We start from the raw sequence: 12,635 nt of genomic DNA on the forward strand, positions 1-12,635 counted from the left end.
CGGCCCCCGGTGCGATGCTGACGCCCATCGCCGCCCTCGACCGCGCTCCGAAGGAAGGGCCCACCATGACGAATGCAGCCGAGATCCGCGCCCTGATCGAAAACTGGGCCACGGCCGTCCACACGGGAAATCTCGACGGCGTCCTCGCCGACCACTCCGACGGCATCGTGATGTTCGACGTCCCGCCGCCGCACGAAGGTGTCCGCGGGATCGACGCCTACCGCGAGACCTGGCCACCGTTTTTCGTCTGGCAAGCGGAAGGCGCGACGTTCACCATCCTGGAGCTCGACGTGACCGCGGGCGACCACGTGGCGTTCGCCTGGGCGCTCCTGCGCTGCGGCACCTCCGCCGATCCACCGGGCCATCACCTTCGGCTGACCATCGGCCTGCGCAAGGACCAGGGCCGCTGGGTGGTGACGCACGAGCACCACTCGTTCGCCGCCGTCGACGGTGACACTGCCGAAAACAACCTCCGTGAAATCCACCCGGTTGAAAGTGAACGATGACTCATGATAAACCTGAGTCCTGGTTCACTTTCAGGAGGTGACGGTCATGGCCCCCAAGGTCGCCCTGGTCACGGGCGCGTCGTCGGGTATCGGAGAGTCCACGGCACGAGAGCTGCTGGAGCGTGGTTACACGGTCTATGGCGCCGCGCGAAGGGTGGAGCGGATGGCGGACCTCGCCGAACGCGGGGTGCGGGCGATCGCGCTGGACGTGACGGACGAGGAGTCCGTGGAGAAGGCCGTGGCGGCGATCGTCGCGGAGTCCGGCCGGATCGATCTGCTGGTGAACAACGCCGGCTACGGCTCGTACGGCGCGGTCGAAGACGTGCCCTTGTCGGAGGCGCGCTACCAGTTCGAGGTGAACGTGTTCGGGGCCGCGCGGCTGATCCAGCTCGTGCTGCCGGTGATGCGAGCGCAACGCTCGGGCCGGATCGTGAACATCTCCTCGATGGGCGGCAAGATCTACACCCCGCTGGGCGCCTGGTACCACGGCACGAAGTTCGCCCTGGAGGGGTTCTCCGACTCGCTGCGGATGGAGGTGCGGCCGTTCGGGATCGACGTGGTCGTGGTCGAGCCCGGTGGGATCGCGACGGAGTGGGGCAACATCGCCGTGGACCACTTGACGGAGGTCTCCGGCGAGGGCGCGTATTCGGACCTGGCCGGGAAGCTGGCGAAGGGCATGAACTCGGGCATCAACGTGCGGATGATGTCCCGGCCGTCCGTGATCGCGAAGACCGTCGCGAAGGCTGCGACCGCTCGGCGCCCGCGCACACGTTACGCTGCAGGTTTCGGCGCGAAACCCTTGATTTTCCTGCGCCGCGCCCTGCCCGACCGCGCTTTCGACACCCTGATCATGAGAGCCCTCGCGAGCTGACCACGGAGAGCCGATGGAGCCGTCCCGCCCGCTGCGCGCCGACGCGGTGCGCAACCGCACGAAGATCCTCGACGCGGCGCGGGAGCAGATCACCCGGCTCGGCCCCGACGTCCCGATGGACACGATCGCCGAGGCCGCGGGGGTCGCCGTGGGCACGTTGTACCGGCACTTCCCGACGAAAACCGACCTCGTCACGGCGGTGATCGGCGAGCACAGCGAACTGATCACCGAGGCGATCGAGGCGGCGGCCGAGCGGGTGGCCGGCGGGGCCGACGCGATGGGCGAGATCTCGGCGCTGGTGAGCCACATCGTCGAGGCGGCGGCCGACGACCGGGCGGTGAAGGCCGCGGCGCAGAACGTCGGGGCGGAGTACCTCACACCCGAACAGGAGAGCCGCAGCCGCGCGGCCACGACGCGGATGATCAAGGTCGCCCAGCGCGACGGCAGGCTGCGTGAGGACGTGACCGCCGACGACTTCTACCTGCTCATCCTCACGGCGCCGACGGACGTCCAGCCGGCGGTGCGGGCGAGGTGGCTGGAGCTGTTCCTCGCGGGCTTCACCACCGGCAAGGGCTGAAAACCCTTACCGGCCAAGGAGGATCACCGCTCCCGCTGCACGACCACCCCGAGCACGCCCGGTCCGGTGTGCGCGCCGATCACGGCGCCCAGCTCCGACACCACGCAGCCGCCGGCGCAGCCGGGCACGGCTTCCTCCAGGCGATTGGCCAGCTCGACAGCTCGTTCCGGCGAGGCGAGGTGGTGCACGGCGAGCTCGACCGGGCCTTCACCGGCCGCCTTCACCGCGAGCTCGACCAGCCGCCCCATGGCCCGGTTCATGGTCCGGACCTTTTCCAGCGGAAGGATGCGCCCTTCGGACATGTGCAACACCGGCTTCACCGCGAGCGCCGTGCCCAGCAGCGCGGCGGCCGGCCCGATGCGGCCACCACGGCGCAGGTGCTCGAGCGTCTCGACCACGAAGAGCGTGGAAGAGCGCCCGGCGGCGTCGACCGCGGCCGCCTCGACGTCGACCGCCGACTTGCCCGCAGTGGCGGCCACCGCGGCGTGCAGCGCGGCGAACCCGAGCCCCATGGCCGTGGTGCGCGAGTCGACCACGCGCACGAGGTCCGGACCGACTTCCTGGGCGGCGAGCACGGCGGCTTCCCACGTGCCGGAGAGCTCTTTGGACAGATGCACCGACACCACGGACTCGGCGCCGTCGTCGAGCGCGGCCCGGAAGACGGTCGCGAACTCGGCGGGCGTGGGCCGTGACGTGGTGACGATTTTGCGCTCCCCCAGCGCTTCCGCGAGCGCGGCGGGGCCCATCTCGGTGCCGTCGTAGGAGACGGCACCGTCGACGAGGACGTGCAGAGGCACCACGCGCACCGAGTGCCGGTCGGCGAAGCCCTCCGGCAGATGAGCGGTGGAGTCCGTGACCACGGCTACCGACACGCCGTCAGCCTACGTGGCCGGGGCGCAAAGCCGGTGTCATCAGCTTCGCCATGGCCGTGCCGACTGCTTCGTGGCCCGCCCAGCCCCAGTGCATGCCGTCGGGGTTGCCCTCGCCGTCGAGCACGTGATCACCCACGACGGCGGGGAGATCGAGCAGCGGCACGTCCAGGCGCGCGCCCCACGCGGCCATCGCGGCGGCCGCGGCGGGGCGGGCGGTGTGGACGCGGCCGTACGCGTCGGCGCGGTGCACCGACGGCAGCATCCCGAAGATCGGCAGCTCGGGCCGCAACACGCGCAAAGCCTCCACGGCCAGGTCGAGGTAGTGCACGGTCAGCTTCGCGGGCAGCACCGTGGGCCGGCCCCGCAACACGACGGACAACCGCGGTTGCGCGGCCAGATACGCGCCGCGCACGACGCGGCGCACACCGTCGGGACGGAGGTAACGCAAGCCGGTGCGGAGGTACGTCGGCAGCGGCGACGGGAGCGTGTCCATGCTGCCGATCGCCAGCACGACGGCGTCCGCGCGGTGCAGATCGGCCCACACCCGGGGGTCACCGGTCAGGGACCACCACACGTCGCGCGCGGTCCAGCCGATGCCGGCGACCACGTCGGCGCGCCCGTCGAGCGCGGTGGCCGCGACGTTGGGCCACAGGCGTGGTTCGTCTGCGGCACAGGGACCAACCGGTCCGTGGAAGCTCAGCGAATCACCGAAGACGAGCAGGTGCGGGCCCATCGATCAGCCGGTGATCCCCGCGTTGTACGCATACAGCCGCCAGGCGCCGTCGCGGCGGCCGAGCTCCACCCAGTGGCAGTTCATGATCCCGCCGAGCGACGGCCAGATCTCGATCGGCAGGCCGAGCAGCTTCGCCGTAAGCGCCACGATCAGACCGCCGTGCGACGCGAGCAGCACCGACTCGCCGGCGTCGGAATTCGGCTGCAGCAGGTCGTTCACGACCTCGCCCGCGCGCCCCGCGACGTCCACTCGGGACTCTCCGCCCGGCGGCGCCCACGCGGCGTCGGTGCGCCACTTGTCGCGCTCACCGGGGTAGGCGGCGTCGACCTCGGGGCCGGTCATGCCCTGCCACTCACCCAGGTGCGTCTCGCGCAGCCGCTTGTCGATGCGCAGCGGCACGCCGATGGCTTCGCTGAGGACGGTGGCCGTGTCGGTCGCGCGGTGCAGGTCCGACGCGATCACCAGATCGGGCGAGAACCGCGCGAGGGCCGGAACGGCGAAGCGCGCCTGGTTCCAGCCGACCGGGGTCAGCGCGGAGTCGAGGTGTCCCTGCATGCGGCCGGCGGCGTTGTAGTCCGTTTCGCCGTGCCGCCAGAGCAGCAGCCGCTTCAGGCTCACGCGTCCAGGCCGTCCGCGCTGTCCGCGGCGGCGTCGCGATCGGCCGCGGCGGCGGGCTCGAGCCCTTCGACCTCGATGCGCGGGCAGTCCTTCCACAGCCGCTCCAGGCCGTAGAACGAGCGCTCTTCCTGGTGCTGCACGTGGACGACGACGTCGACGTAGTCCAGCAGCACCCAGCGGCCTTCGCGGGCACCTTCGCGGCGGACCGGCTTGTGCCCGCCGATGCGCAGCTTCTCCTCGACGTTGTCGACGATCGCACCGACCTGCCGCTCATTGGCCGCGGACGCGATCACGAAAGCGTCGGTGATCACGAGCTGGTCGGACACGTCCAGCACGACCACGTCGCTGGCCAGCTTGTCGGCTGCCGCGTGCGCGGCCGCGACGGCCAGCTCTCGTGCCTCGGACGTCGCTGCCACAGTGCTCCTTCAGGGTTCGGGGTACGCCCGGACGAGGGTACCCGGTCACTCACCTCGGTCTTTGCGGTACAGGTCCTTCTTGGCGATGTAGCGGACTACGCCGTCGGGCACGAGGTACCAGACGGGCTCGCCGCGCTCCACCCGCTCGCGGCAGGCGGTGGACGAGATCGCCATCGCCGTGACCTCGACGAGGCTGACCTTGCCGCTCGGCAGGTGGTGGGAGTTGAGGCGATAGCCGGGGCGCGTGACGCCGATGAAGTGCGCGAAGTTGAACAGCTCGTCGGCCTTGTGCCAGGTGAGGATCTGCTCCAGCGCGTCGGCGCCGGTGATGAAGAACAGCTGGTCGTCCGGGTACTCCTCGTGCAGGTCCCGCAACGTGTCGACGGTGTAGGTCTGGCCGCCGCGGTCGATGTCGACGCGGCTCACGGAGAACACCGGGTTGGACGCGGTGGCGATCACCGTCATCAGGTAGCGGTCCTCGGCGCGGGTCACGACGCGCTCGGACTTCTGCCACGGCTGCCCGGTCGGGACGAAGATGACCTCGTCCAGCGCGAAGCGCGACTGGACCTCGCTGGCCGCGACGAGGTGACCGTGGTGCACGGGGTCGAACGTGCCGCCCATGACCCCGATCCGGCGTGGTGACATAGCCGGTGAGCCTAATACGCGCGGGCGCGCGAGACCTGCCCATTCGGGCTGCGATGTGCGTGCTGTGCTGCTCGTTACCCAACCCACCACAGCCATGGCGGGAACAGTTGCCGGGCGTGGAAGCGTCCGGATGGGTGCCCGCCTGCGTTTGGTCGGATCGGCAACGCGCGGACCCGGCCTTCCCGCTCCCCAGGAGAAGGCCGGGGCCCGTGCGCCACGCTCCGGCGGTCAAGGGGGCATCGCCGGGCGACCGGTCACCTCCCCCGAGAGGCACCGGTCGCCGAGGAGAGCTCGGAACGCCTGGCGCCTTACACGAGTCTTGTTTGTGACTTGAATCACACAACTGTGGGTATTCGATCGCGAACGGTCCGTTCGTGCCTCGTCCGGCTCCCGTTCTGTCGGCCGCATGGGGTAGACCGGGGACGTGGACACCACCGAAGCCCTTCGCGAGCGTGCCGAGACCCTGCTGCGGTCGCTCGCCGGCGAAACCGCGACCCTGCGCGAAGACCAGTGGACGGCGATCGAGGCCCTCGTCGCCCACCACCGGCGCGCGCTCGTCGTGCAGCGCACCGGGTGGGGCAAGTCGGCCGTGTACTTCCTGGCCACGGCCCTGCTTCGTGAGCAGGGCGCCGGTCCGACCGTCATCGTCTCGCCCCTGCTCGCGCTCATGCGCAACCAGATCTCGGCGGCCGCGCGCGCCGGGATCCACGCGGCCACGATCAACTCGGCCAACGCGCAGGAGTGGGACCAGGTGCAGGCGTCGGTCGTTGCCGGCGACGTCGACGTGCTCCTGGTGAGCCCCGAACGGCTCAACAACCCCGATTTCCGCGACGCCGTGCTGCCGAAGCTCACCGCGAGCGCCGGGCTGCTCGTGGTGGACGAGGCGCACTGCATCTCGGACTGGGGCCACGACTTCCGGCCCGACTACCGCCGGCTGCGCACGCTGCTGGGCGACCTGCCCGACGGCGTGCCGGTGCTGGCCACGACGGCGACGGCCAACGACCGCGTGGCCACCGACGTCGCCGACCAGCTGGGCATCGGCACCGGCGGCGACACGCTCGTGCTGCGCGGTCCGCTCGACCGCGAGAGCTTGCGGCTGGCCGTGGCCGAACTGCCGACGGATCAGGCGCGTCTGGCGTGGCTCGCCGAGCACCTGGCCGAGCTGCCCGGGTCCGGCATCATCTACACGCTCACGGTCGCGGCGGCCCACGACGTCGCGGCGCTGCTCGGTGAGCGCGGCTACCCGGTGGCGGCGTACACGGGCAAGACCGACCCGGCCGACCGACAGGCCGCGGAAGACGACCTGCTGGCCAACCGGGTCAAGGCGCTCGTGGCCACGTCGGCGCTCGGGATGGGCTTCGACAAGCCGGACCTCGGGTTCGTGGTGCACCTGGGCGCGCCGTCGTCGCCGATCGCCTACTACCAGCAGGTCGGGCGCGCGGGCCGCGGTGTGGAGCGCGCGGAGGTCGTGCTGCTGCCGGGCCGCGAGGACAAGGCGATCTGGGCGTACTTCGGCTCGCTGGCGTTCCCCGACGAGCTGCGGGTGTCGCAGGTGCTGAACTCGCTCGCGTACGCCGACCGTCCACTGTCGACTGCCGCGCTGGAGCCGACCGTGGAGCTGTCGCGCTCGCGGCTGGAGATGGTGCTGAAAGTGCTCGACGTCGACGGCGCGGTGCGGCGCGTGCGCGGCGGATGGGAGAGCACGGGCCAGGAATGGCAGTACGACCGCGACCGCTACGCCCGGGTCGCGAAAGCGCGCGAGGCCGAGCAGTCGGCGATGCTCGGCTACATCGCCACGACCGGCTGCCGCATGGAGTACCTGCGCCGCCAGCTCGACGACCCGGACGCGGCGCCGTGCGGCCGCTGCGACAACTGCACCGGGCAGCACTGGGACACCGCGGTGTCGGAGGAGGTCGTGGGCGCCACGCGCGAACGGCTGGACCGGCCGGGCGTCGAGGTGGCGCCGCGCAAGCAGTGGCCCAGCGGAATGAAGGGCCTCGACGTGCCGCTGTCGGGCCGCATCGCCGCCACCGAGCAGGCCGAGCCGGGTCAGGTGCTGGGCCGCCTCACCGACGTCGGCTGGGGCTCGCGGCTGCGCGAGCTCGTCGGGCCGGGCGCGGCGGACGACGTGGTTCCGGAGTCGGTGTTCCAGGCCTGTGTGAAGGTCCTGGCGGCGTGGCCGTGGGCGGAGCGCCCGACGGCCGTCGTGGCCGTGCCGTCGGCGACCCGGCCGGTCCTGGTGGCGAACCTGGCGGAGCGGCTCGCGACCATCGGCCGCCTGGAGCACCTCGGCACGCTTGACTCCGCCGGCCCACCCCCGCGGCAGGCCAACAGCGCCCAGCGCCTCGCCGACCTCTGGCAGCGCCTCGCCTTGCCCGACGACGTCGCCGCCCGCGTCGTCGACACCCCCGGCCCCATCCTCCTCGTGGACGACGTCATCGACACCGGCTGGACGATGACCTTGGCTTCCCGCCTCCTCCGCAAGGCGGGAGCGAAGGCGGTGTTGCCGTTCGGTTTGGCCAGCACCTCCTGACTCGGGGGGAAGGCCGCGACCACGGGTCCAGACCAGCGAAGACGTCCAACCAGAACCACTTCCGGTCGGTGAAGAACTACCGATCTCCCGGCATTTCTGGCACAGTGCCCTTCCACCCGAGCGGGACGTGGAGGTCGCCATGGCCGGATCGACGGCGGAGGTCGCGACGAGGCACCGGTTGCCGGTGCGGAAGTTGTTCGCCGCCAGTGCCGGGAATGCGCTGGAGTGGTTCGACTGGACGATCTACGCGACGTTCAGCATCTACTTCGCGGGCGCGTTCTTCCCCTCCGGCAACGAAGCGCTGGCGTTGATCAACACGTTCGCGACCTACGCGCTCGCGTTCTTCTTCCGGCCGCTGGGCGGGGTGCTGCTCGGGCGGTTCGCGGACGTGCACGGGCGCAAGCCGGCCATGATCCTGACCATCGCGCTCATGGCGGGCGGGTCGGTGGCGATCGCGGTGCTGCCGACGTTCGCGCAGGTGGGCTGGCTCGCGCCGGTGCTGTTGCTGCTCGCAAGGGTGGCGCAGGGGATTTCGCTGGGTGGCGAGGTGTCGAACGCCTCGGCGTACCTCGGGGAGATCGCGCCGGCGAAGAGGCGCGGGCGGTACTCGTCGTTCTTCTACATCTCCACCGGGTCGGCGGTGCTGATCGCGACTGTGCTGGGGTTCGTGCTGGCGCGGACGATGGACAAGGCGCAGCTCGCTTCGTTCGGCTGGCGTATCCCGTTCCTGCTGGGCGGGGTGCTGGGGCTCGTCGGATTGTGGTTGCGGCGCAGCCTCGCGGAAACCGAGCTGTTCGAACAGAAGAAGGAGCAGGCGCGACGCGTCGAGCGACCGTTGCTGACCACGCTGACGCATCACCCCAAGGCCGTCGGGCAGCTCGTGGGCTTCACGATGCTGTCCACACTTTGCTACTACACCTTCTTCAGCGCCCTCACCTCCTTCGCCGTGAAGACGCGCGGGGCGAGCGACGTCGACGTGTTCCTCGCGCTCTCGATCGCCACCGCGCTGTTCGTGGCGCTGCAGTACCCGATGGGCGCGCTCGCCGACCGCGTCGGGCGCCGGCCGCAGCTGCTCGTGTGGTCGGGCGCAACGGCGCTGGTGATCGTGCCACTGTCGTTCCTCGTGCGGCCCGGGCTCGGCGGTCTGCTCGTGGTGTTCTGCGTGGGGCTGGGCCTCTACACGGCGATGACGTCGCTCGCGCCCGCGATCATGAGCGAGCTCTTCCCGACCGAGCTGCGCGGACTGGGCATCGGGGCTTGGTACAACCTCACCGTCGCGCTGTTCGGCGGGACCGCACCCCTGGTGCTCAGCGCGCTGTCCGCGGCCGGCGCGGCCACGGCGTTCTTCTGGTACGTCGCGGTCGCCGCGGCCATCGCGTTCCTCGTGGTGCTGCGCCTGCCCGAGACGAAGGGCAGCGAACTGCGGTAATCCCCTCGAGCCCGCTTCGGCCGAGTCGCTACGCTGCGGCGAATCGACTACGCGAAGAAGGAGGGACACCGTGCGCAAGCCCGAGGTTAGTGAGGAACTCGCCCGACGCGTGGTGGACGCCCTCCACCGCGCGCTCGACGTCGACATCGCCCCGGCCGACGCGCTCATCACCGTCTCGACCCGCGACGGCGTGGACTACCAGTGCAACCTCGCGATGAGCCTGGGCAAACGCCTCGGCCGCCCACCGCGCGAAGTCGCCGCGGCCATCGTCGAGCACCTCGAGATCACCGACCTCGCCGCACCGCCGGAGATCGCCGGACCTGGCTTCCTCAACTTCGTGCTCCGCCGCGAATGGCTCGAAAGCAGCGTCAACGCACTCGTCAGCGACCCGAGGCTCGGCGTCGAGCCCGCCACGGAACCGCGGCGCATCGCGCTGGACTACAGCAGCCCCAACGTCGCCAAGGAAATGCACGTCGGCCACTTGCGCTCGTCGGTGATCGGCGACGCGATCGTGCGGCTACTGCGCTTCGCCGGCCACGAAGTGCTGCCCCACAACCACCTCGGCGACTGGGGCACCCCGTTCGGCATGCTCATCGAGCACCTGCTCGACGAACCGCCCGCCGGGCCCAGCGGCATCGGCGACCTCAATGAATTCTACCAAGCCGCGCGCCGCAAGTTCGACTCCGATGAAGCGTTCGCCACCCGCTCGCGCGAGCGCGTCGTGAAGCTGCAGAGCGGCGACACCGAGACGCTCGCCACGTGGCAGGGGCTCGTCGACGAATCCACGCGCCACTTCAACGAGGTCTACCACCTGCTCGGCATCACCCTCACTGACGAAGACATCTACGGCGAGAGCTTCTACAACCCCTACCTCGCCAAGGTCGTCGACGAGCTGGAGGCCGACGGGCTCACCGAGCTCAGCGACGGCGCGGTCTGCGTGTTCCCCGAAGGCTTCCACAACCGCGAAGGCGACCGGCTGCCGCTGATCGTGCGCAAGCGCGACGGCGGCTACGGCTACGCGGCCACCGACCTCGCCACCGCGAAGTACTGGACCAGCGAACGCGGCGCCACCGACCTGCTCTACGTCGTCGGCACACCGCAGGCCCAGCACTTCGCGATGCTCTTCGCCGTCTGCCGCGCCGCGGGCTGGCTCGACGGAGTGCACGCCGAGCACATCGGCTTCGGCTCCGTGCTCGGCGCAGACGGCAAAGTGATGCGCACGCGCGCCGGCGAGACGATCAAGCTCGCCGACCTGCTGGGCGAGGCCGTCGCGCAAGCCGCCGACGTCGTCGCCGAACGCAGTGAGCTCAGCGAGGCCGAACAGCGCGAGGTGGCGCGCGCCGTCGGCATCGGCGCGGTGAAGTACGCCGACCTCTCCGGCGACCGTGAGCGCGACTACGTGTTCGACTGGGACCGCATGCTGGCCAAGGACGGCAACACGTCGGTCTACCTGCAGTACGCGCACGCGCGGATCGAGTCGATCCTCGCGAAGGCGGGCGACCAGAGCACTGGCGCGCCGGTCACCCTGGCCGAGCCGGCCGAACGCGCCCTCGCCCTCACCCTGCTGCGATTCGGCGAGGCCCTCCGCTCGGCGACCAGCGCGTACGCGCCGCACAAGCTGTGTACGTACCTCTACGAGACGGCCGTGACGTTCTCCCGCTTCTACGAGCAGTGCCCGGTTCTGGCCGCCGAGACGCCGCAACTGCGGGCCTCGCGAGTGCAGCTGGCCACGCTCACGTCGCGCACGCTCGTGCTCGGCCTGCAACTGCTCGGCATCGAGGCCCCGCGCCGGCTCTGATCGCGGGCGCTCCGGCGGGACCCCGTTGTCCCGCCGGGGCTCAGATCTGCGCCTGTCCCCCGTCGACGAACCACTCGGCGCCGTTGACGAAGGACGACGCGTCGGAGGCCAGGAACGTGGCCACCGAGGCGATTTCGTCCGGCTCGCCGAGCCGACCGAGGGGAACCTGCTCGACGAGCTGGGGCAGCATCGGCCCGAGCGCGCCCACCAAACCGGGCGTCTCGGTCGGGCCGGGGCTGAGCACGTTGATGCGGAACTTCCGCGCGGCCGCGTGCTGGGCCCAGCTGCGCACCAGGTTGCGCACGGCGGCCTTCGACGCACCGTAGACCTCCAGGGGCGCACTCGGCCGGATGGCGCTGGTGGACCCCGTCACGACGATGGACGCGCCGGCCGAGAGCAGAGGAAGGGCCTTCTGGACCGTGAAGATCACGCCCTTCACGTTGGTACCGAAGGTGTAGTCGATGGATTCCTCGGTGATGTCCCCGAGCGTTCCCGGCAGGCCGCCGCCGGCGTTGGCGACGAGCACGTCGACGCGGCCCGCCTGCTCGCCCACCACTTCGTAGAGCCGGTCGAGGTCCGCGGCGACCGCCACGTCGACCCGGACCCCGGTGACCGCCGGGCCGGCCTCAGCGACCGCTGCCTCGAGCTTCTCCTCGTCGCGACCGGTGATGAACACCCGCGCGCCCTCCGCGGCGAACCGCCGGGCCACGGCCAGGCCGATCCCGCTGTTGCCGCCGGTGACGACCGCGACCTTGTCTGCCAGCACCCCTGTCATGCAACTCCTCCAGTTCTTGACTGCTTCGTCCAGAACGCTAGCCCGTTATGGACGAGACAGTCAACAACGGTTAGGCTCGCGGCGTGGCGAGACCGCGGAAGTTCGACGAGCGCAAGGTGCTGGACGCGGCCCGGGACCAGTTCTGGCAGGCCGGGTATGCGGGTACGCGCATCGACGAGATCGCCGAGGTGACGGGCCTCGGCAAGGGCAGCCTGTACGGCGCCTTCGGAGGCAAGCAGGAGCTGTTCCGCCGCGTGTTCGACGACTACTGCACCGCGATCGTCGACGCCACCGGGCGCGGCCTGCGCGGGTCCGATGAGGACGCTTACGCCCGCCTGGTCGCACACGTCAACGCCGTCGCCGCGGCCACCGCCGCCGACGTCACCCACCACGGCTGCCTCCTCGCCAAGGGCGCCGCCGAACTGGCGGAACACGACGACGTCGTCGCCAGGCGGGCACGGGAAACAGTCGAGGCTTTGCAGGGGCTGCTGGCCGGCGACATCGCCGCCTGCCAGCGCAACGGCGACCTCGCCGCGGACGCCGACCCGGTCAAGCTGGCGGCCCTGCTGCTGGCCGTCCTGCGCGGCATCGAGGCAGTCGGCAAGGCGGGCGCGAGCCAGGAAACCCTGCAAGACATCGCGGAAACGGCGATCGCGGTACTCCCCCGACCCGCAACCTGAGCCGGGCAGTCCCACCTTCCGTTGGGTGAGCGGGCTGACGCCCCCACAGCCTGAGCCAAGGCCGGCCCAACTTCCGTGAGTGAGCCGGGCCGACGCCGCCCACTGCAGCGCGGCGGCCGGAAATGCCTACCCGACAAGGAAAGCCGCCGCAGTCCCAGACTTCGAACAGCCCCGCTGCACAG

The 12,635-nt window shown here is 70.8% G+C and carries 13 protein-coding genes; 7 read left to right on the forward strand and 6 right to left on the reverse strand.

The genetic code is table 11. The features are described 5' to 3' along the window. The first annotated feature begins 65 nt into the window (after positions 1-65). Genes K1T34_RS03495 through K1T34_RS03505 form a run of 3 tightly spaced genes read left to right on the forward strand, consistent with a single transcriptional unit; the run spans position 66 to position 1,954 of the window. Positions 66-506 (forward strand): nuclear transport factor 2 family protein, encoded by a 441-nt coding sequence (locus K1T34_RS03495; RefSeq protein WP_220242858.1) that lies wholly within the window; start codon positions 66-68, stop codon positions 504-506. A 46-nt stretch (positions 507-552) separates the two neighbouring features. Then, the gene (locus K1T34_RS03500; RefSeq protein ID WP_220242859.1) at positions 553-1,377 is read left to right on the forward strand and encodes an oxidoreductase; all 825 of its coding nucleotides are present in this window, start codon (positions 553-555) and stop codon (positions 1,375-1,377) included. A 13-nt stretch (positions 1,378-1,390) separates the two neighbouring features. Beyond that, the gene (locus K1T34_RS03505) at positions 1,391-1,954 is read left to right on the forward strand and encodes a TetR/AcrR family transcriptional regulator (protein WP_220242860.1); all 564 of its coding nucleotides are present in this window, start codon (positions 1,391-1,393) and stop codon (positions 1,952-1,954) included. A 23-nt stretch (positions 1,955-1,977) separates the two neighbouring features. Here K1T34_RS03505 and K1T34_RS03510 read toward each other — a convergent pair whose 3' ends face one another. The 5 genes from K1T34_RS03510 to nadD are packed head-to-tail and all read right to left on the reverse strand — an operon-like array spanning position 1,978 to position 5,238. Continuing rightward, positions 1,978-2,826 carry a DegV family protein gene (locus K1T34_RS03510; protein ID WP_220242861.1) on the reverse strand — a complete coding sequence of 283 codons (849 nt, stop codon included), beginning with the start codon at positions 2,824-2,826 and terminating at the stop codon, positions 1,978-1,980. Positions 2,827-2,830: 4 nt separating this feature from the next. Continuing rightward, entirely contained in the window at positions 2,831-3,559 is a 729-nt protein-coding gene (octT, locus tag K1T34_RS03515) for a diglucosylglycerate octanoyltransferase (RefSeq protein WP_220242862.1), read from the reverse strand. Positions 3,560-3,562: 3 nt separating this feature from the next. Then, positions 3,563-4,177 carry a histidine phosphatase family protein gene (locus K1T34_RS03520; RefSeq protein WP_220242863.1) on the reverse strand — a complete coding sequence of 205 codons (615 nt, stop codon included), beginning with the start codon at positions 4,175-4,177 and terminating at the stop codon, positions 3,563-3,565. Beyond that, complete coding sequence (gene rsfS / locus K1T34_RS03525) at positions 4,174-4,593, reverse strand: ribosome silencing factor (RefSeq protein ID WP_220242864.1); 420 nt, start codon at positions 4,591-4,593, stop codon at positions 4,174-4,176. Before rsfS ends, K1T34_RS03520 begins: the two co-directional genes overlap by 4 nt. Before the next feature lie 45 nt (positions 4,594-4,638). Then, positions 4,639-5,238, reverse strand: coding sequence for a nicotinate-nucleotide adenylyltransferase (gene nadD / locus K1T34_RS03530; RefSeq protein WP_220242865.1), 600 nt, complete (start codon positions 5,236-5,238; stop codon positions 4,639-4,641). A 424-nt stretch (positions 5,239-5,662) separates the two neighbouring features. Here nadD and K1T34_RS03535 point away from each other — a divergent pair, with 424 nt between their 5' ends. The 3 genes from K1T34_RS03535 to argS all read left to right on the forward strand — a co-directional run bounded on the left by K1T34_RS03535 (position 5,663) and on the right by argS (position 10,998). Further along, positions 5,663-7,771, forward strand: a complete 2,109-nt coding sequence (locus tag K1T34_RS03535) for a RecQ family ATP-dependent DNA helicase (protein WP_220242866.1) — start codon at positions 5,663-5,665, stop codon at positions 7,769-7,771. Between the two features lie 139 nt (positions 7,772-7,910). Beyond that, positions 7,911-9,200, forward strand: coding sequence for an MFS transporter (locus K1T34_RS03540; protein ID WP_220242867.1), 1,290 nt, complete (start codon positions 7,911-7,913; stop codon positions 9,198-9,200). Between the two features lie 70 nt (positions 9,201-9,270). Further along, positions 9,271-10,998, forward strand: coding sequence for an arginine--tRNA ligase (gene argS, locus K1T34_RS03545; protein ID WP_220242868.1), 1,728 nt, complete (start codon positions 9,271-9,273; stop codon positions 10,996-10,998). Positions 10,999-11,038: 40 nt separating this feature from the next. On the opposite strand, the gene K1T34_RS03550 is transcribed toward argS, so the two are convergent. Next, a complete protein-coding gene (locus K1T34_RS03550; RefSeq protein WP_220242869.1) occupies positions 11,039-11,773 on the reverse strand; it encodes an SDR family NAD(P)-dependent oxidoreductase in 735 nt (244 codons plus the stop codon). Between the two features lie 83 nt (positions 11,774-11,856). Between K1T34_RS03550 and K1T34_RS03555 the strand changes: the two genes are divergently transcribed. Then, positions 11,857-12,453, forward strand: a complete 597-nt coding sequence (locus tag K1T34_RS03555; protein ID WP_220242870.1) for a TetR/AcrR family transcriptional regulator — start codon at positions 11,857-11,859, stop codon at positions 12,451-12,453. Positions 12,454-12,635 lie beyond the last annotated feature (182 nt).

It is taken from the genome of Amycolatopsis sp. DSM 110486 (genome assembly GCF_019468465.1).
Lineage (GTDB): Bacteria > Actinomycetota > Actinomycetes > Mycobacteriales > Pseudonocardiaceae > Amycolatopsis.

Coding starts and splice junctions, on each gene's coding strand:
- K1T34_RS03495 (WP_220242858.1), top strand. CDS start 66: ATGACGAATGCAGCCGAGATCCGCGCCCTGATCGAAAACTGGGCCACG.
- K1T34_RS03500 (WP_220242859.1), top strand. CDS start 553: ATGGCCCCCAAGGTCGCCCTGGTCACGGGCGCGTCGTCGGGTATCGGA.
- K1T34_RS03505 (WP_220242860.1), top strand. CDS start 1,391: ATGGAGCCGTCCCGCCCGCTGCGCGCCGACGCGGTGCGCAACCGCACG.
- octT (WP_220242862.1), bottom strand. CDS start 3,559: ATGGGCCCGCACCTGCTCGTCTTCGGTGATTCGCTGAGCTTCCACGGA.
- nadD (WP_220242865.1), bottom strand. CDS start 5,238: ATGTCACCACGCCGGATCGGGGTCATGGGCGGCACGTTCGACCCCGTG.
- K1T34_RS03540 (WP_220242867.1), top strand. CDS start 7,911: ATGGCCGGATCGACGGCGGAGGTCGCGACGAGGCACCGGTTGCCGGTG.
- K1T34_RS03550 (WP_220242869.1), bottom strand. CDS start 11,773: ATGACAGGGGTGCTGGCAGACAAGGTCGCGGTCGTCACCGGCGGCAAC.